The organism is Candidatus Stoquefichus sp. SB1, from assembly GCF_001244545.1.
GTDB lineage: Bacteria > Bacillota_I > Bacilli_A > Erysipelotrichales > Coprobacillaceae > Stoquefichus.
The window spans coordinates 140,243-160,202 of the sequence record NZ_LN852694.1; the positions used below are offsets into that span (position 1 = coordinate 140,243).

The 19,960-nt window shown below is 31.5% G+C and carries 15 protein-coding genes; all 15 read left to right on the forward strand.

What is annotated here, in order from left to right; genetic code table 11:
• Complete coding sequence (locus BN1865_RS04315) at positions 1–1,431, forward strand: NAD(P)/FAD-dependent oxidoreductase (RefSeq protein WP_050636035.1); 1,431 nt, start codon at positions 1–3, stop codon at positions 1,429–1,431.
• Positions 1,431–2,681, forward strand: a complete 1,251-nt coding sequence (locus BN1865_RS04320) for an NAD(P)/FAD-dependent oxidoreductase (RefSeq protein ID WP_050636036.1) — start codon at positions 1,431–1,433, stop codon at positions 2,679–2,681. Before BN1865_RS04315 ends, BN1865_RS04320 begins: the two co-directional genes overlap by 1 nt.
• Positions 2,675–3,037, forward strand: coding sequence for a DUF1667 domain-containing protein (locus BN1865_RS04325; protein WP_232780324.1), 363 nt, complete (start codon positions 2,675–2,677; stop codon positions 3,035–3,037). The genes BN1865_RS04320 and BN1865_RS04325 overlap by 7 nt, the downstream gene beginning before the upstream one ends.
• Before the next feature lie 369 nt (positions 3,038–3,406).
• Positions 3,407–4,402, forward strand: coding sequence for an ORF6N domain-containing protein (locus BN1865_RS04330; protein ID WP_050636038.1), 996 nt, complete (start codon positions 3,407–3,409; stop codon positions 4,400–4,402).
• Between the two features lie 240 nt (positions 4,403–4,642).
• Positions 4,643–7,312 carry a DEAD/DEAH box helicase family protein gene (locus tag BN1865_RS04335; protein ID WP_050636039.1) on the forward strand — a complete coding sequence of 890 codons (2,670 nt, stop codon included), beginning with the start codon at positions 4,643–4,645 and terminating at the stop codon, positions 7,310–7,312.
• Positions 7,312–8,706: a Cof-type HAD-IIB family hydrolase gene (locus tag BN1865_RS04340; protein ID WP_232780325.1), complete on the forward strand. Its 1,395-nt coding sequence runs from the start codon at positions 7,312–7,314 to the stop codon at positions 8,704–8,706. Before BN1865_RS04335 ends, BN1865_RS04340 begins: the two co-directional genes overlap by 1 nt.
• Before the next feature lie 224 nt (positions 8,707–8,930).
• Positions 8,931–9,068, forward strand: a complete 138-nt coding sequence (locus BN1865_RS18560) for a hypothetical protein (RefSeq protein WP_198527234.1) — start codon at positions 8,931–8,933, stop codon at positions 9,066–9,068.
• 191 nt (positions 9,069–9,259) lie between these two features.
• Positions 9,260–10,021: a DeoR/GlpR family DNA-binding transcription regulator gene (locus BN1865_RS04345; RefSeq protein WP_050636040.1), complete on the forward strand. Its 762-nt coding sequence runs from the start codon at positions 9,260–9,262 to the stop codon at positions 10,019–10,021.
• Positions 10,022–10,030: 9 nt separating this feature from the next.
• The gene (locus BN1865_RS04350; protein ID WP_050636041.1) at positions 10,031–12,385 is read left to right on the forward strand and encodes a glycyl radical protein; all 2,355 of its coding nucleotides are present in this window, start codon (positions 10,031–10,033) and stop codon (positions 12,383–12,385) included.
• Positions 12,372–13,286, forward strand: coding sequence for a glycyl-radical enzyme activating protein (locus BN1865_RS04355; protein ID WP_082189894.1), 915 nt, complete (start codon positions 12,372–12,374; stop codon positions 13,284–13,286). The genes BN1865_RS04350 and BN1865_RS04355 overlap by 14 nt, the downstream gene beginning before the upstream one ends.
• A gap of 12 nt (positions 13,287–13,298) precedes the next feature.
• Positions 13,299–13,979 (forward strand): fructose-6-phosphate aldolase, encoded by a 681-nt coding sequence (locus BN1865_RS04360; protein ID WP_050636043.1) that lies wholly within the window; start codon positions 13,299–13,301, stop codon positions 13,977–13,979.
• Between the two features lie 907 nt (positions 13,980–14,886).
• Positions 14,887–15,756, forward strand: coding sequence for an AraC family transcriptional regulator (locus tag BN1865_RS04365; RefSeq protein ID WP_050636044.1), 870 nt, complete (start codon positions 14,887–14,889; stop codon positions 15,754–15,756).
• Positions 15,757–15,853: 97 nt separating this feature from the next.
• Positions 15,854–16,768 (forward strand): ROK family protein, encoded by a 915-nt coding sequence (locus BN1865_RS04370; RefSeq protein ID WP_050636045.1) that lies wholly within the window; start codon positions 15,854–15,856, stop codon positions 16,766–16,768.
• Positions 16,765–18,336, forward strand: coding sequence for a carboxylesterase/lipase family protein (locus BN1865_RS04375; protein ID WP_050636046.1), 1,572 nt, complete (start codon positions 16,765–16,767; stop codon positions 18,334–18,336). Before BN1865_RS04370 ends, BN1865_RS04375 begins: the two co-directional genes overlap by 4 nt.
• Before the next feature lie 130 nt (positions 18,337–18,466).
• Complete coding sequence (locus BN1865_RS04380) at positions 18,467–19,855, forward strand: MFS transporter (RefSeq protein WP_050636047.1); 1,389 nt, start codon at positions 18,467–18,469, stop codon at positions 19,853–19,855.
• The last annotated feature ends 105 nt before the right edge of the window (positions 19,856–19,960 follow it).

The window sequence follows — 19,960 nt, forward strand, 5'->3', positions numbered from 1 at the left end:
GTGAAAGACATAGTTATTATTGGATGTGGGATTACAGGAAGTTTAATTGCTCATGAATTATCAAAATATCAATTGAATGTTGTTGTTTTAGAGAAGAATAATGATGTTGCTTTAGAAGCAACCGGAGCAAATAGTGCCATTGTTCATTCGGGACATGATCCTAAACCAAATACTTTAAAAGCAAAATTTAATTTAGAAGGAAATCGTATGTTCCCGGATTTATGTAAAGAATTACAAGTTGATTATCAACAAATTGGTGCTTTTGTTGTCTCAACAAGTGATGAAGAATCAGAAACTTTAGACCGACTTGAAAAACAGGCGAAAGAGCGAAAAATCCCTTACACAAGACTTCATCGTGAACAAATTATATCTGAAGAACCACATATTGGAGATACAGTCAAGGAAGCATTATCACTTCCAACAACAGGAATTATAACACCTTGGAAAGTGACAATTGCAGCAATGGAAGAAGCGATGGAAAATGGAGTTGAACTTTTCTTAAACCATGAAGTCAAAGGAATTGAACCGATATCAAACGGATACCGTATTTTCACAAATCAAGACTCATTTGAGACAAAAATGATTATCAATGCAGCTGGTGTTTATGCAGATAAGATTGCTGGATATTTAGAAAATAATCATTATCAGATTACACCTCGAAGAGGTGAATATTATATTCTTGGAAAATTAACAGAGCCTATTGTTAATCATGTTATTTATCCAACTCCTTCTTCAAAAGGAAAAGGTGTTTTGGTTGTTCCAACAATTCATGGAAATGTTTTGTTAGGACCAAATAGCGAACCTATATCTGATAAAGATGATGTATCAACAACGGATGCCTTAGATGAAGTCAAAAAAAATGTTGTAAAAACAGTTAAGGATGTTCCATTTGAAAAAGTCATTAGAACTTTTTCTGGTCTGCGTCCAACAGGAAATACTGGAGATTTTGTGATTAAAGAAGATGATCTTTATAAAAATTTTATTCATGTTTCTTGTATTGAATCACCAGGATTAACGGCTTCACCGGCAATTGCAAAATATGTGAAAGAAACCTATGTTGCGAAAGTTTTTCCATTAACTAAAAAAGAACATTATCAAAAACGTCGCGGAGATATTGTTTTATCACATTTGTCATCCAAAGAAAGAAATCAAATGATACAAAAAGATGCACGTTTTGGAAAAATCATCTGTCGTTGCGAAAAAATCAGTGAAGGTGAAATTGTTGATGTAATACACCGTTATTGTGGTGCGACAACCATTGATGGTGTTAAAAAAAGATGTCGTCCTGGAATGGGAGGATGCCAAGGTGGATTTTGTTCACCAGAGGTTCTTGCAATACTTGCAAGAGAGCTTCATAAAGATAAGCAGAATATTGAGTATAAAGGACAGCATACCAATATATTACCTGCGAAGGCAAAGGAGGCACTTTAATGGAAACACATGATATCGTAATTATTGGTGGAGGAAGTGCAGGACTCGCAGCAGCGTACGTTGCAAGTCAAAATGGCTGTCATGATATTTTAATTATTGAGCAAGGTGTTGAATGTGGGGGCATATTGCAGCAATGTATTCATAATGGTTTTGGACTGCACACTTTTAAAGAAGAACTCAGCGGACCAGGGTATGCTCAGCGATTTATTGATCGTGTTGAAAATAACCCAGATATTGATATATGGTTGGAAAGTACAGTCATTGAAATGAGAAATGATAAAACTCTCACAGTTGTTTCGCCAAAATATGGTTATTTAGATATTCAGGCAAAAGCCATTATTTTAGCAATGGGTTGTCGTGAAAGAACACGTGGAGCTATTGATATTAAAGGGACACGCCCTAATGGAATTTATAATGCTGGTCAAGCACAAAAATTCTTGAATTTAGATGGTTATTTGGTTGGGAAAAGAGTCTTTATCTTAGGGAGTGGAGATATTGGCTTGATTATGGCAAGAAGAATGACTTTGGAAGGAGCAAAGGTTTTAGGGGTAGCAGAGTTAATGCCATATTCCAATGGATTAGCCCGTAATATCAAACAGTGTTTAGAAGATTTTAATATTCCTCTTTATCTCAGCCATACCATAACAAAAATTGTTGGGAAAGATAATCTTGAAAAAGTTATCATTTCTAAGGTTGATGAAAATCGACAAGTTATACCCGGAACTGAAAAAGAATTTGAAGTTGATACTTTGTTATTATCAGTGGGATTAATTCCAGAAAATAAATTAAGTGAAGATGCAGGTATTCGTATTCATCCACAGACGAAAGGTGCTATTGTTGATGAATGTTATATGACATCTATTCCTGGTATTTTTGCTTGTGGAAATGTATTACATGTTCATGATCTTGTGGATTTTGTGACTTCTGAAGCAAATAAAGCAGGCTATTATGCTGTGCAATATATCAATGGAAAAACTGCAAGTGGGAAACTTTTGAAACAAATTGCTGGTGCTGGTATTTCTTATGTTCTTCCACAATTTATTCATGCAGATACAAATGAAGATATTGAATGTTCATTAAGAGTGCGCAATCCTCATAAAGCTTGTCAAATCATTATCAAGAGTGGTGATTTTGAAAAAGTTGTGAAAAAACGTAGTGTGGCTCCAGCAGAAATGGAAAAAGTCATTTTAAAGGCGAGTGATTTAGCTCAAATTCATGATGATATAGAATGGGAGTTGAGAGAATGTTAAAAGAAATGATTTGTATCACATGTCCAGTTGGATGTCATTTGACTGTTAAACAGGAGGGAGACGATATTGAAGTTACAGGCAATACTTGTCCAAGAGGAAAACAATACGCAATTGCAGAAATGACAAACCCAACGCGTATGTTGACAACGACAGTTGTGATTAAAAATGCGATTTATCATCAACTACCAGTCATATCTTCTTCACCTATTCCTTTTGGGAAAATAGCGGATACAATGAAGTTGTTAAAAGAAGTAGAAGTAGAAGCACCAGTTCATGAAAAAGATGTTATTGTGAAAGATATTTTTGGATTAGGTATTGATATCATCGCAAGTCGTAGTATGAAGAAAGCAGGGTAAGAATATAAAATAATTATGGGTATGTGGTGATACAATGAAAGTATGATGTTAGGTATGATATCACTTATGTTAAAGGAATTGTCACTAGTGTTTCTTTGATGATAGAAGTTGAAAAAAAGCTTTGCAAGAGTTTGATGATTCAGAAGTCATTATTTATGGAAAAAACACTATGCCCAATATATTTCTTCAATGGTGATTTCTGGTTATTGATTTCAAATCTCTTCTTTAACAATGGTTAAAAGGGATGTTGCTTTTTGCAATTAACGTGTTATAATAAAAGTACGGAAGTTTTCGAGGTAAAATGAATAATACATGCTCATATGTGTTTTCACTTTGCCTCTTTTATTTTAAGAAAGAGAGGAATTTGAAATGAACGGAAATGAAGAAAGTATTGCAGTAATGGAGAAGGTTGAGATTAAAGATTTAGTCTATGTAATAAGAGGACAACAAGTAATGTTAGATTCTGATTTAGCAAAATTGTATGGTTATACTGTGAAAAGACTAAATGAGCAAGTTAAAAGAAATATTGAAAGGTTTCCAGAGGATTTTATGTTTCAATTGACGCATGAAGAAATGATTGAAGTATCGAGGTCGCAATTTGCGACCTCGATACAAACAATTGGTATAAAAGGAGGAAGAACTTATAAGATATTTGCATTTACAGAACAAGGAATTTACATGTTATCAACTGTTTTGAAAGGTGATTTAGCAATAGAACAAAGTATTTTAATTATGAGAACCTTTAAAGAGATGAGACATTATATTGCAGAAAATAATCAACTTTTTAATAATCAGGATATTCTTTTTATGAGTCATAGACTAGTTAAACATGAAGAAGATATAAATCAAATAAAAGAATATATGGCAACAAAAGAAGATATCAAAGTGATTATGGATAAGTTTGTTGATGTAGATAATATAAAGCAGATTGTTATTTTAAATAATCAGCAATTTGAAGCCAATGATGCTTATATAGAAATCTATAAGAAAGCCAAACATTCTATTTATATTGTTGATGACTATATTAATATCCATACATTATCTTTATTAACTGCTAAGCATAAAGATGTAGAAGTTATTATATTCTCTGATAATAAAGGAATAAGAAGAAATCAATTAAATGAATTAGAATTTGATAATTTTAATAAAGAATATCCAACAATTTCAATAAAGAAAAATAATGGGCAATGTCATGATAGATTTATTATTTTAGATTATAAATTGGATACAGAAAAAGTCTATCATTGTGGAGCATCAAGTAAAGATGCAGGGAAGAAAGTTTGTTGTATCAATCAAATTATGAAATCTGAAATGGTTTATAACATCGTTGATTGTTTGTTAACAAATGAAGAATACTCATTTTAAAAATATCTTATGTTTCAATTGAATAGAGAAGAGTTAGAATTCGTGAAGTCGATATAAGATATTCATTCATAATAAAATAGTTGACTATTTATTAGAAAATATATTGAAGAACAAAAACAAATGTTTTATGAGCAACAATGCCTGCGTTGCCGCTCTTTTTTTCATTTCTTTTCAAGAGATGTTTTTCTCGTTTCATCTTATTATTTATGATATGATGTTTTTAATAATGGAGGGGATTTTATGATATATGATCATATTCTACAATTTAAAGGAGAATGGCGTTCTTATCAGCAACGAGTGCTTAGTCATTTTTCAGAGTATAAAACTGATGGAAAAATCCATATTGTGGCTGCTCCAGGTTCTGGAAAAACAACATTAGGGATTGAATTCATTCGCTTGTTAGATCAACCAGCTATTATACTTGTTCCTACAATTACTATAAGAGAACAATGGATAGAGAGAATAGAAGAAGCTTTTTTATGTACAGGTATTAAAGCCGATGATTATATATCACAGGATATTAAAGAGTTAAAACTAATAACAGTGACAACATATCAGGCGGTTTATAGTGCTATGTCGAGATATCAGGGAGAACTCATTGAAGATGAAAATGAAGGTATGGAATGTAAAGAAATTGTTGATTATCATGATTATGATTTCTTACAAGCAATGCGTGATGCTAAGATAGAAACAATTTGTTTAGATGAATGTCACCATCTACGTAGTGAATGGTGGAAAGCGTTAGAAACATTCAAGAAGGAAATAAAACCAGATTATACGATTGCTTTAACAGCAACGCCACCTTATGATTCTTCTCTTTCAATGTGGAATCGTTATATAGATATGTGTGGTGAGATTGATGAAGAAATTACCGTTCCTGAATTGGTTAAAGAAAGCAGTCTATGTCCACATCAAGACTATGTTTACTTTAATTATCCAACGAAAGATGAAGAAAAAGATATTAAAGTCTTTCAAAATAGAAGTGAATTATTTTTAGAGAGAATCATGAATGATTCACAATTTCAATCCGTTATTCAAACACATCTGTGTTTAAATGGAAGAATTGATTTAGATGCTTTGTTAGAAAAACCAGAGTATTTATCATCGATTATTATTTATCTTCATGAAAAAGGACTTCCTTATCCTTCTCAATTTCAAGAAATTCTAGGTTATCAAAAACTAGAAAAAATGTCTTTAAAATGGTTACAGATTTTATTACAAGGATTATTGTATGAAGATACATCATCATATATTATAGATCGGGACTATCAAGAAGAACTCATCAAAGAATTAAAATCACAAGGTTTTATTGAAAGAAATCAAGTGATGTTAGTTGTCAATCAGGCCATTGAAAAAATGTTAGTCAAATCAGTTGGAAAATGTGAAAGTATCAAAGAGATAGTTTTTCATGAATACAAGTCAATGCAAAGAGATTTAAGATTATTAATTTTGACTGATTATATACGTAAAGAATATGAAAATGCTCTTGGTGATGAAACAAGAGATGTCTATAATTTAGGTGTTTTACCATTTTTTGAATTATTAAGAAGAGAAAATCAAAAACGTAAAGAAGATATTCAATATGGTGTTCTTTGTGGAACCTATATTATTATTCCTAGTCATGCAAAAGAAGAACTTATGTATATAGTCGATGAACCAGATAGAATTCAGTTTGAATCAGTTGGTCATATAGCGCAAGATGAATACGTAAAAGTCAATGTAATTGGCGATAAACATTTTATTGTCAAAGCAGTGAGTTCATTATTTGAAATGGGCTATATTCAAGTTTTAATTGGTACGAAGTCTTTATTAGGAGAAGGATGGGATTCACCATGTGTGAATACGCTTATTCTTGCGAGTTTTGTTGGATCATTTATGTTAAGTAATCAAATGCGAGGAAGAGCCATTCGTACGCTTGAAAACAATCCACAAAAAACAAGTCATATCTGGCATTTGGTTTGTGTAGACCCACAAAAAGCCAATTCATTTGAAGGGTTGGAAGGCAGTGAAGATTATCAAACTTTTTGTCGACGTATGGAGCATTTTTTAGGATTACATTATACAGAAAATATTATTGAGAATGGAACAGAGCGTTTAACAGCAATTAAACTTCCTTTAAGTAAACATCACATTCAGTCTACCAATCAAAGGATGTTAAAATTATCTTCTCATAGACAAGAACTTCTATCAAGATGGAAACAGTCTTTAGCAGTTTATGATAAAATTGAAGTGGTAGAGGAAATAGGAACTAAAGAGGAAATGATTACTGCTGTTATACTAACAGATGCCATTAGGAATATGATTATTGTAATAGTTTGTGGATGTCTAGGAATATTTGCTGGAATTTCTTTTTTGCCAATGTTGGGAATATCAGCAGTTATTTTAGGTGTATATCTGTTTATTATCTTATATTGCTTATTTTTATGTATTAAAAAAATAATAATGTATAAGAATCCTTTAGCTCGTTTACAGATACTAGGTGAAGGCATTTTACAGGCAATGCGTTCAACTGGACATTTAGAATCAATGAACTGTATAGTGAAAACAGAGTTGACAGGAATTTATCATACAATTTATTTGGCTGGTGGAACAGGACACGATAAAACTTTATTTGCTAAGTGTATGTATGAATTTTTTGATGCTATTGATAATCAAAGATATATATTATATAAGGAACGAAGAAAACGTAAAATGGATGGTTATTTTGCAATTCCTGAGATTTTTGCAAAACGGAAAAGCGATGCTGAAATTTTTGCTCAATATATGAAATCGTTTATTGGCAAATATCAGGTTATTTATACGAGAAATCAAGCAGGAAGACAAATATTATTGCAAGGAAGAATACATGCTTTGGCAAATCGTCAAAATCGCTGTTTGACAAAAAAGAAAGTGAAAGGGGCTTTAGAATAGTGGAATATAATGATATGAAAGAAATGCAAGCAAAGATTAAACTTATTGCGGTAGATATGGATGGAACTTTTTTAGATGACCAAATGAATTATCAAAGAAGTGTTTTTAGAAAAATATATGAGTATTTTAAGAAAAATGATATTCATTTTGTTGTTGCGAGTGGAAATCAATACTATCAATTAAAATCTTTTTTTGATGATTTTCAAGATGAATTAACATATATAAGTGAAAATGGAGCATTGATTATTGAAAAGCAACAAGAGATTTTTCATAATGAAATTTCTTGTCAGGATGTTGAAGTGATTGTTCAAAGATTACAAAAAGATAAACGCATTGGTATTTGTTTATGTGGAATGAAATCGGCATATATACTCAATGGAAGTATAGAATTTTATCATTGTTATTCTAAATATTATTATCGTTTAGAAATGATTGAATCATTACAGGAAATAGATGATACAATCTTAAAGATTGCTTTAATGGTTCCTGAAGATGAAACTGATGATATTTTACAAGAACTCATAAAGGATTTAAGTCATGTGATTGAACCTGTATCAAGTGGGCATGGAAGTATTGATTTAATTGTTTCAGGTTTTAATAAAGCAACAGCTATTGAATTTCTATGTGAAAGATATCATATTTCGTTAGATGAATGTGCGGCTTTTGGTGATGGTGGTAATGATATAAAAATGATTCAAAAAGTGAAATATGGCTTTGCTATGAAAAACGGGAGTCAGGCGATTAAGGATATTGCTGATTATATTGTTCCATCAAACAATGAACATGGCGTTATCCAGACACTATTAGAAATTTTTGATATACCAGCAGTAAGTGAACGTGAAAAAGCGTTACTAGGTATGTGGTATGATCCTAATCATAATCCTCAAGTCGTTGAAGATAGATTAAATACACATCATCTTTGTTATTTATACAATCAAACAGATCCATTGGAATTAAAAAAACGTCAATCAATTCTTGAAGAAATATTTCAATCTCAAGTTCACAATTTAGAAATTGTTCCACCATTCTTATGTGATTGTGGACCATATATTCAGTTTGGTAAAAATATTTTTGTTAATTCTCATGCTTATTTTATGGATGGTGCGCAAATTACAATTGGAGATAATGTCTTTATTGGACCATCAGTTGGTTTATATACGGCGATTCATCCTCTGAATTATAAAAAGAGAAATGCTGGTTATGAAAAAGCCAAACCTATTACGATAGGTGATAATGTCTGGTTAGGAGCAAATGTTATTGTATTACCTGGAGTAACAATTGGAAGTGGTTCAGTCATTGGAGCGGGAAGCGTTGTGAATAAAGATATTCCTGAAAATGTTGTGGCATTTGGTAACCCTTGTCGTGTTGTGAAAACGATTGAACAAAATGATTAATTCATATTCTAGAACACATAATTTGATCATTTTCTATAAGATAATATGTTGTTATGATATATATTTTTGTAAAATGTATTTTACAAATTTAAAAATAATATGCAATTTGTTAAAATGATTTTATAAAAATGTGATAAAAACGTGTGGGAGTTACAGAAAAACAAATTATTTGTATAAATTGTATATTCATAAATAGTGATACTTTAGAATGAGCATTTGATCCATTGAAAGCAATAAAAGACCATCATCCAAAATATCTCTTAACAATGGATTATACACCTATTATTTCCCATAATGGTATAAAGCAAATCAATGCGATTGATTGGCTACTTAATAGATACTCATTATTTATATTGATTTGATTGAGAAGTAACATTGACGTTACTTCTTTTTTACGTGATTGATAATGAAATTGAGTAGGATATTGAAATTCTTATGTTATTATTGATTTTTATTACTTTTTATGAAAATAAGTCTTGAAATCTTAAAAATATGATTTATAATAAAGATGAAATAATAATAAACAATAAAAAATAATAAGAAAGGAGAATGTATGTTTGCTCAAGAAAGACAAGAAAGTATTGTGAATCAAGTGAATATGGAAGGTAGTGTCAGAGTCAAGGATTTAAGTGTCAAGTTTGCTGTGACGGAAGATTGTATTCGTAAAGATCTGGCTATATTAGAGAAAAAAGGATTATTAAAAAAAGCTTATGGGGGAGCGGTCAGTATTCGTCAAAATCCACATATGTATAATAGTGAAGAACGTAAAAATACCCCTAATGATGAAAGAGTGATGATTGCTCAAAAGGCTATGACGCTTATTCGTGAACAAGATACGATTTTTTTAGATGTTTCGCTTACAAGTCTGGAAATTGCAAAACTGTTAAGAGAATCATCACTTCAAATCACGGTTATGACCAATATGATAGAAGTTTTGAATATCTTAAATCAATGTTCTCATATTTCAATCATTTTTATTGGTGGTCAGTTAAATCAAGAACGGGATGGCTTTTGGGGTTCCCTTTCTGTTGAAATGGTCAAATCATTTAAACTTGATAAAGCTTTTTTAGGAGTGGTTGGTGTTGATACAGTGACTGGAGAATTATCGACTTATCATGTTGAAGATGGCTTTATGAAAGCAGCAATTATCCAGCAAACACAAATGAACTATTTATTATGTGAAGAAAGAAAGTTAAAAGAAGATGGAAGTTATGTCTTTGCATCATTGAATGATGTGAGTGGTCTCATTCTTTCTAAAGACGTGCATACAAAGATGAAAGCGACTTTAGAAGACTATGGTTTAGTGATAATATAGGAGGAAGTTATGGAAGAGTTATATCAAACAAAACGAATCAAGACTTTAAAAGAGAAAATGGTTAATGAACCACGCTATGTTTCTATTGAACAAGCCAGAATTATTACCCGTGTCTATCAAGAAAATGAAGATTTATCCGTTCCTAAAAAAAGAGCCTTATCTTTAAAAGCAGCTTTAGAAGAATTAGAAATAGGGGTAGAAAAAGAAGAACTCATTGTTGGAAATAGAACAAAAGGTGTTCGTTATGGTGTTGTTTTTCCTGAAAGTGGCTGTTCATGGGTGGATAAAGAAATTGAAAACTTACCCTATCGCCCTCAAGATAAATTTCTTGTAAGAGAAGAAGATATGAAAGAATTTAGAGAAAAGATTTATCCATATTGGAAAGGTCATTCAATGGAAGATGTCATTTTCAATCAATATGGTCAAGAAATTAATGCCATTGCCAAGGTTGTCAAAATCAATCAAAAAGATCATGCTCAAGGTCATATTTGTCCAGATTCTAAGCTTTGGTTAGAATTAGGACCACAAGGTCTAATTGAAAAAACACAGGAAAAATTAAAAACATGTTCTGAAGATCAAAAAGAATATTATGAATGTACACTCTTAGTTTTACAAGGAGCTTGTACATTTATGACAAGATATCATGATTATATTGAAGATATGATTCCGCATGTTGAACCTCAATTTCAAGTGACATTAAAAACGGTTGCTGATAATTGTTTGAACTTATCAAATCGTCCACCAGAATCATTCCATGAAGCATTGCAGTCATTATGGTTCCTCTTTGTGATTTTACACATGGAATCCAATGCATCATCATTTTCACCAGGGAGAATTGATCAATATCTTTATCCATTTTATCAAAAAGATAAAGCAGCAGGACTTATTGATGATCAATATGCTTTGGAGTTATTAGAATGTTTATGGTTGAAGTTTAATGAAATTGTTTATTTGAGAAATCAACATAGTGCAAAATATTTTGCTGGATTCCCAATTGGTTTTAATATTGCAATTGGTGGATTGGATGAAAAAGGTCAGGACACATATAATGAGATTTCTTTACTTTGTTTAAAAGCTCAGTATCATTTAGGATTACCACAACCAAACTTATCAGTTCGCTTGAATAAAAATTCGTCACATGAATTGATGCAAGAAGCGATTAAGGTTGTTGCAAAGGGGAGTGGAATGCCTCAGTTCTTTAATGATGAAGCTATTGTTGAAACAATGATTCATGATTTAGGAATAGAAAGACAAGATGCTTTGAATTATGCAATTGTTGGTTGCGTTGAATTGACAACACATGGAAATAATTTAGGTTGGTCAGATGCTGCCATGTTCAATTTGAATAAAGCATTAGAATTAACATTGAATCATGGGAAATGTTTATTGACAGGAGAGCAAATAGGATTAGATTTAGGTGGTCTTGAAACTTATGAAACATTTCAGGATTTAGAAAATGCTTTCCAAAAACAAATAGATTATTTTATCGATGAAATGATGAAAGCAGAAGAAGTTGTAGAAAAAGCTCATCAAGATTGCTTACCATCAGCTTTCTTATCAACAGTTATTGATGACTGTTTAGAAAAGGGGATGGATGTGACTCGTGGTGGAGCAAAATATAATTTATCTGGTATACAGATGATTCAAGTCGCAAATTTAGCTGATTCTCTAGCTGCAATCAAGGAATTGGTTTATGATGAAAAGATGATTTCAAGACATGAATTACTTGCATCTTTACAAGATGATTTTAAAGGACATGAAATGACTCAGGCAATGTTATTAAATAAAGCACCAAAATATGGAAATGATATTGAATGGGTTGATCTTCTAGGAGCAAAATGGGCTGAATATTTTAGAGCAAGAATGAAAGAATTTACGAATTATCGTGGTGGTCCTTATCATACAGGTATGTATACAGTTTCTGCTCATGTTCCAATGGGAGAGAATGTAGGTGCTTCGCCAGATGGTCGCAATGCTTTGACACCACTTGCTGATGGTGGAATGTCACCAGTCTATGGTCGTGATTTGTCAGGACCAACAGCAGTTTTAAAATCAGTTTCACGCTTGAATAATAGTTTAACGACAAATGGTGGACTTTTAAATATGAAATTTTTACCAGAATTCTTCAAAACCAAGACAGGTATGTTAAAGTTTGAAAATTTCTTACGTGCTTTTGTGGATTTGGAAATCCCACATATTCAATTTAATGTTGTCAGAAGAGAAGATTTGTTAGATGCGAAAGTTCATCCTGAACGCCATAAATCATTAACTATTCGTGTTGCTGGTTATACAGCTTATTTCGTTGAATTAGCTGGTAAACTGCAGGATGAAATTATTGAGAGAACAGCATATGAAGATATCTAAGGCACTGGTTTTTGATATCAAAAGATTTGCTGTTCATGATGGACATGGTATTCGTACAACTGTTTTTTTCAAAGGTTGTCCTTTAAGATGTGTCTGGTGTCAAAATCCTGAAGGATTATCAGCACAGCGTCAACCACTCTATTTTCAAAAGAGTTGTATTCATTGTCGTCGTTGTGAACAATATGCAAGAGAAGGTCAAATGATTTATCAAAATGATCGTCCTTATTTTCATAAAGATTTTGATAACTTTGATAATCTTGTGAAGTATTGTCCCACAGGTGCTATTCGCTATGATAGTGAATATTACGATATTGAAGAATTATTGATAAAGATCAAGCAAGATGAAGTTTTCTTTCGAGAAGAAGGCGGCGTAACATTTTCAGGTGGAGAACCTTTTATGCAAGGGGATTTCTTGATTGAATTATTAAAACGCTGCCATGAAGAGGGCATTCATACAGCCATTGAAACATCATTATATGCCCCATTAGATTTCATCAAACAGGCATTGCCTTACTTAGACCTTATTTATGCTGATTTGAAAATATATGATGAAAAAAAACATCAGCAATATACAGGTGTCTCTTCACATTTAATCAAAGACAATATAAAATATATATTAGAAAGTCAATATCAAGATAAGGTTATTATCAGAACACCATTGATTCCATCAATGAGTGCTACTGATGACAATATAACAGCTATAGCCCAATTCTTAATCAAAACTTATCCAGAGGTCAAGTATGAATTATTAAATTATAATCCCTTGGCTTCATCTAAGTATGATCTTGTTGAATTAGAATATGGCTTACCAACCAATTTAAAAATGTTTGATCAACAACAGATGCAACATTTCTATGATTTGGTTTATCAAACAGGTTTAAAAAATTTAATTATTGAATAGGAGAAAAAAGAAATGGAATTTATTATTGACACAGTAGACTTAGAAGAAATTAAAGATGCAGTAGAACATATGCCAATTGTTGGAGTAACAAGCAATCCTTCGATTGTCAAAAGAACATCACCAGCTCAGTTCTTTGATCATATGCGAGAAATCAGAAATATCATTGGAAAAGAAAGAAGCTTACATGTTCAAGTGATTTCTAAAGATTGTGAAACAATTGTTAAAGAAGCTCATCGTATTTTAGAAGAAATTGATGAAGAGGTTTATATTAAGGTTCCTGTTTCATATGAAGGAATTAAAGCTATCAAGTTATTAAAAGCTGAAGGTATTCATGTCACAGCAACAGCAGTCTATGATTTAATGCAGGCATATATGGCACTTGCAGCAGGTGCAGATTATATTGCTCCATATGTGAATCGTATTGGTAATTTAGGAAGTGATCCAATGGAACTGATCAATGAATTATCAAATCGTATTATCATGGATGGATATGAATGCAAGATTGTCGCAGCAAGTTTTAAAGGTGTGCAACAAGTCAGAGATTCATTCAATTATGGAGCTCATGCAATTACGGCACCAGTTGATGTATTAAAGACAATCTTTAAGAATCCAAGCATTGAAAAAGCAGTTGATGACTTCAATAGTGACTGGTATGCAATGTATGGTGAAGGAACAGGTATTTGCGATTTATAAGAAGGGAAACCTTCTTTTTTTTGGTAAAAGTACAATTTTCTAAGATAGAATTGATTTATTAAAATAACAACTGATAAGTCACTCAGAGTTACTGAAATAAACTGATTACATATATTTTATTGAAATAAGGATGAATATCACATCTTTGATCTGTGAATGAAATGCTTCCTATTTGTTTCATAGTCTTACAGACAGATTTGTCTTTGTTAAGTTCTTTAAGGAACATAAGGAATTTCTACATTTTAGGAAGAAGTGATATGACAGCAGTTATATGACCAAGAACAATCAAGAATATATATGTACTTCTCATAACTGTATAAGACTAAGATTGGATGGGTGGAAATCAAACTTCCACTAGGTGATAGAAGGTCATGTTGTGCATGAAAATGGAAGCTATTCGTGCTTCGTATGTTTCAGTAGAAACACTGTCAAGAACCTAAGCATCAGGAAATGGGAATGTCCAGATTGTATAAAAAAGCATAAATGAGACACCATTGTAGCAATCAACATCAAAAAAGCTCCCATATGATAGCACGTAACATAACAATAGGCTATGGCATAGTTTAGATAGTGTTGCTGCGAGTTATACGTAAGGCCAAGGAATGTGGATATTGAAGATATCTCATGTTTTGTCAGTGGGAGTGCCATAAAATATATTGACTTATAAGAAGCTATCTTATAATATATATTTTAGATATTATTGAAACTATTACTGAGGATAAATGAACTATCAAGTAAAACTCGATTTGAAAAACCAATGAAGTTTTTTTAATTGAGTTTTCTTGTTATAAAAATAAGTTATCAATTAGAAAAAGAAAGGATCATATTTAATGAAATTATCGAGTCACTTAAACTTAACTTACTGTTATCTATTTGATAATATGCAAAGAATATGAAGGTATCATTGATGGAATATAAATACGAGAAAGTCAAATTAGAGAATAAAATTCCTGCAAAAATAACTTATTTTAATAGAGAACTATTGAATGATTGGAAATCAGATAGAGGAAAAAAGAGACTTCCTGTTCATTGGCATCGAAGTATTGAGATAACGATGATTATGAAAGGGGCAGTACGTTTAAAAGTTGTTAATGAAGAATATATTATTCATCAAAATGAATTTGTTTTTGTGAATAGTGGATTATTACATACTGTGGAAGAAACTGAGGATTCTGGTGAAATAGAAGGATTAATAGTTGTACTAGCATATGATTTTATGAAAGAATCATATCCAGAGATAGATAAATATTATTTTGATTTATATAAAGATGATACTCAGTTAGATCATATAAGAATCATATTTAATCAGTTAATTGAATTATATGAAAATTTAGATGATTATGCTTATATTAAAATCAAGGCATTATTACTTGATCTTGTCTATATACTGGTCAAGTATTGTGCTGTTCCAATTAATGATAATCATAAATATAAAAAGTTTTTAAATTCTAAACAATATGTATTGGATTATATTGAAGAGAATTATAATGAAGATTTATCTTTAGAAAAGATTGCTAAGGAATTTGCTGTTAGCCCTGTTCATTTTAGTCGTGTTTTCTACAAGGTGTTTGGAATTCATTATAAAAAATATGTGACTGATTTTCGTTTGTATAATGCTTATGAAGATGTGATAGGGAGTGATAAGACAATCCAACAAATTGCATTAATTCATGGTTTTCCAAATGTCAAATCGTTTATTAGAGATTTCCAAAAAAATTATGGAAAAACGCCATATCAGTACAGAATGTTAAAAAAAGACAACTTTTCCGATAATTAATGACAACAAAGAACTATTTTTATAAGATATAATGTATCTATATTAAAGATGCTTATATTTTTTTTATTATTCATGTAAGCGCTTAGAGAGGTGGAAAATGAAAAAACTTGTATTTGATGTTGGCGGTACGATGGTTAAATATGCCTTGATGGATATGGATGCCAAAATTTATAGAAGAGGTAAAATACAGACCAATGATACTTCTTTTGAAGAATTTATGAAATCATTATATTCAATTTATGTTAAAGTAAAAGATCAAGTTGATGGAATTGCCTTCAGTTTGCCAGGTAGGATAGATAGTGAAAAAGGATTTATTTATTCTCCAGGAGCTTTAGCATTCAATTACAACTGTAATTTTGTAGAGAAAGCTAAACATTATTTCCCTGTTCCAATCACAATCGAAAATGATGGGAAATGCGCTGCCTTAGCCGAATTGTGGTTAGGCAAGTTGTGCGACATAAGAGATGGAATTGTTATAGTTTTGGGAACAGGAATTGGTGGTGGAATTATCTTAAATCATGAACTTCATAAAGGAACAGATTTTTTTGCAGGTGAATTATCCTATATGATGGCAGATTTTAAAAAAAGTGATTTTAAACATTCTTTTGCTTTTCAAGCAGGAGTGAGATCTTTAATAACAAAAGTCTCAAAACAAAAAGGAATTCCTTTTGAAGAATTAAATGGAGAAAAAGTATTTGAGATGATTTTATCTCAAGATGAAATCGCATGTAACTGTTTTGATGAGATGATAGATACATTAGCTGGTGGTATATTTACAATATCAGCACTATTCAACCCACAAAAAGTATTAATTGGAGGAGGCATTTCTAGGCAACCCATTGTGTTACAAGAGATTCAAAGAAAGTTACAGAAAATTTATGATTCTTTACCATTTGAAATTCCTCGTTGTAATGTTGATACTTGCAAATTTTTTAATGAGTCCAATTTAATAGGAGCACTTTACAACTTTAAAATTCAATCAAAAAAGAAACAGGAGGAGATAATTTTATGATACCAAAATTTGAATATGATAATGTACCAGCAGTTAAAACAACCGCAGGATATGTTAAAGGATACTGTTATAATGGAACATATACTTTTAAAGGCGTTCCTTATGGAGATGCACAACGTTTCCAAATGCCGCATGACCCTGAAACATGGGAAGGAATTAAAGAGACAACGAGTTTTGGTAAAGTTTGTCCATTGCTTATTCCAGAAAATCCTAAGGGAGAAATGCTTATTCCACATATGTATTGGCCTGAGGACGAGCATTGTTTATTTGCTAATATTTGGACAAGACATTTAGAAAAAGATGCGAAAAAACCAGTACTATTATGGTTACATGGCGGTGGTTTTTTTGCTGGATCTTCAATCGAACAATTGGCGTATGATGGTGCTAATTTATCTGAATATGGGGATGTGGTTGTTGTTTCAGTTAATCATCGTTTAAATATCCTTGGATTTATGGATTTAGAATCATTTGATAAAAAATATAAAAATTCATCTAATGCTGGTTTAGCTGATTTAGTTCAGGCATTAAGATGGCTACGTGACAATATAAGTGAATTTGGAGGAGACCCAGATAATATTACTTTATTTGGTCAATCTGGTGGAGGAATGAAAGTAACGGCTTTAATGCAAATACCTGAGGCTGAGGGACTTTTCCATAAAGGAATTGTGATGAGTGGAGTTGCTGGAAACATGATGCCTTATGCTAAGGGAAATGGAAGAGCCATTGTTTTAGCAATGTTAAAAGAATTAGATATTTCAGAAAAAGAAATAGAGAAGATTGAAACTGTTCCAATTTCTACACTACAAAGAGCATATTTAAAAGTTGTTAAAGACGTTGCAAAAACAGGTGAATACGTAGGAAATAATCCAATGATTAATGATTATTTTTTAGGTGAACCTCAAGTTACTTACTTTAGTGAACAGGCTAAAAAAACACCATTAATTGTAGGAAGTGTATATAGTGAGTTTGCAAGTTTAAATCCTGCTCCATTTAATAAACAAGAATTGACGATAGATGAAATGAGACAGATATTATCAGCACGTTTTAAAGATAAAACTGAACAAATTATCGAGTCTTTTAAAATAGCTTATCCAGACAAGAAAATTGTTGATGCTCTGTTTATTGATCCATTTTTTAGGGATTCTAGTAAGGAACTTGTAAAAGCTAAAGCAAAATATAAAGAGGCACCAACTTATTCCTATGTATTTGCCTATGAATTCCCATGTGATCATGGACGATGTGCATGGCATTGTAGTGATATTCCATTTGTATTTCATAACATTGATAAAGTACCAATAGCCAATACACCAGGAATTACTGATCGTTTAGAAGATCAAATGTCAAAAGCTATTATCAATTTTGCCTACACAGGAAATCCAAATCATGAAGGAATACCAAAGTGGGATGCTTGTAAAGAAGATGATGAAGTTACAATGATTTTTGATAAAGAATGTCGTTCAGCCCACGATTATGATACAGCATTACTAAAGCATTATCATGAGGCATTACCTGAAGTTACTTTTGCAGCCCTATTGGCTGCAATGGGCGATAATAAATCACAGCATTAAAATTGATGTGCTCATTCCAAATGCTTTGCGAGATACAACCTCCCTTATGTGTAAGGCAATAGTATTTGGAATGAAAATCATTTTATATATATTTGAATCTACATGAAAATTGTAGTGGAATGGAGAAAAAATGAAAAAAGATATGAAATTAAATGAAAATGAAGAAAAAATTGGTCTTTTTGAAAAGATTGCATATGGAAGTGGTGATTTGGCAAGCAATTTAATTCTTGTATTATCAGGAACTTATGTGACTTTCTTTTATACGGATGCATTAGGATTAAATCCAGGAATTATTGGTATGATTATTTTATTTTCGCGTGTATTTGATGGTATTAGTGACGTTATAATGGGATTTATAATGGATAAAACTAAATCTAAATACGGAAAAGCACGTCCATGGTTATTGTGGTTAGCTATTCCGATTGCAATTTCATTAGTATTAATCTTTTTGGTGCCTAATATTGGGGATACAGGAAAATATATTTATGTTGCAATTACATATAATTTAGTTACAACTGTTTTGTATACTGCAATTAATGTGCCATATGGAGCTTTAAATTCATTATTAACGCGCAGTCAAGATCAACGTATGGTTATTAATGTATTTCGTATGACAATGGCTCAAATGGGATCGTTAATTATTAATGCAATGACACTTCCCATTGTCAATTCTTTAGGTGGAAGTAGCAATCAAAAATCATGGGTTTTAGCTTCATTGTTATATGGTTTTATTGCAGCAATCTTATTTTTTACTTGTTTTGCTAAAACAAAAGAGCGTGTTCGTGTATCATCTAAACAAAAAGAAACAAAAATGCCATTTGTAAAAACTTTGAAGTTATGTTTTAAAAATGATCAGTGGTTAGTTATTGTTGGAATTTGGGTTGTTTATTCTATTGGAATGGGAATCAGTATGAGTTGCGCAACTTATTATGCAAAATATGTTCTTGGAAGTGAAAATTTTGCTGGGTTCTTCATGGCAATTACGACAGCTGTAGTTATTTTGACAATGCCTATTCTTCCTACTATAGTTCGTAAGATTGGTAAACGTAATACTGCGGTTATTGGAGCATTTGTTTCAATTGGAGCACAAGGTCTTATGCTTTTTAATCCTGAATCAGCTTCTTGGCTTATGTTCTGTTCAGGAATTCGCGGGATTGGAAATGCCTGCACATCTGGAACTATATTTGCTATGATTGCAGATACGATAGAGTATGGACAATGGAAAACTGGATATCGTGTAGAGGGTATGCTATATTCAAGTACAACATTTGGTGCTAAAATTGGTGCAGGATTAGCAGCAGCTGTTGCTATGGGAGTACTAGGGTCAGTTGGTTATAACGGATTATTAGCAGTACAATCAGCTAATGTTATTCATGCTATAAAAATTATGTATTTTATTATTCCAATTATTTCTTTATCCTTGCTTCCAATTATCTATCATTTTTATAAATTAGATAAAATATATCCTCAAGTCATGGAAGATTTACAGATACGTGAAAGGGATATGAATGAAGAATGATAAGCTTTCTTTTTATCAATTAAACAAATAAAGACTATTGGTTTAAAAAGAATAAATAAGTGATGACAGTAATTGATATGGTGTGTATATAGAATAAAGAGATAT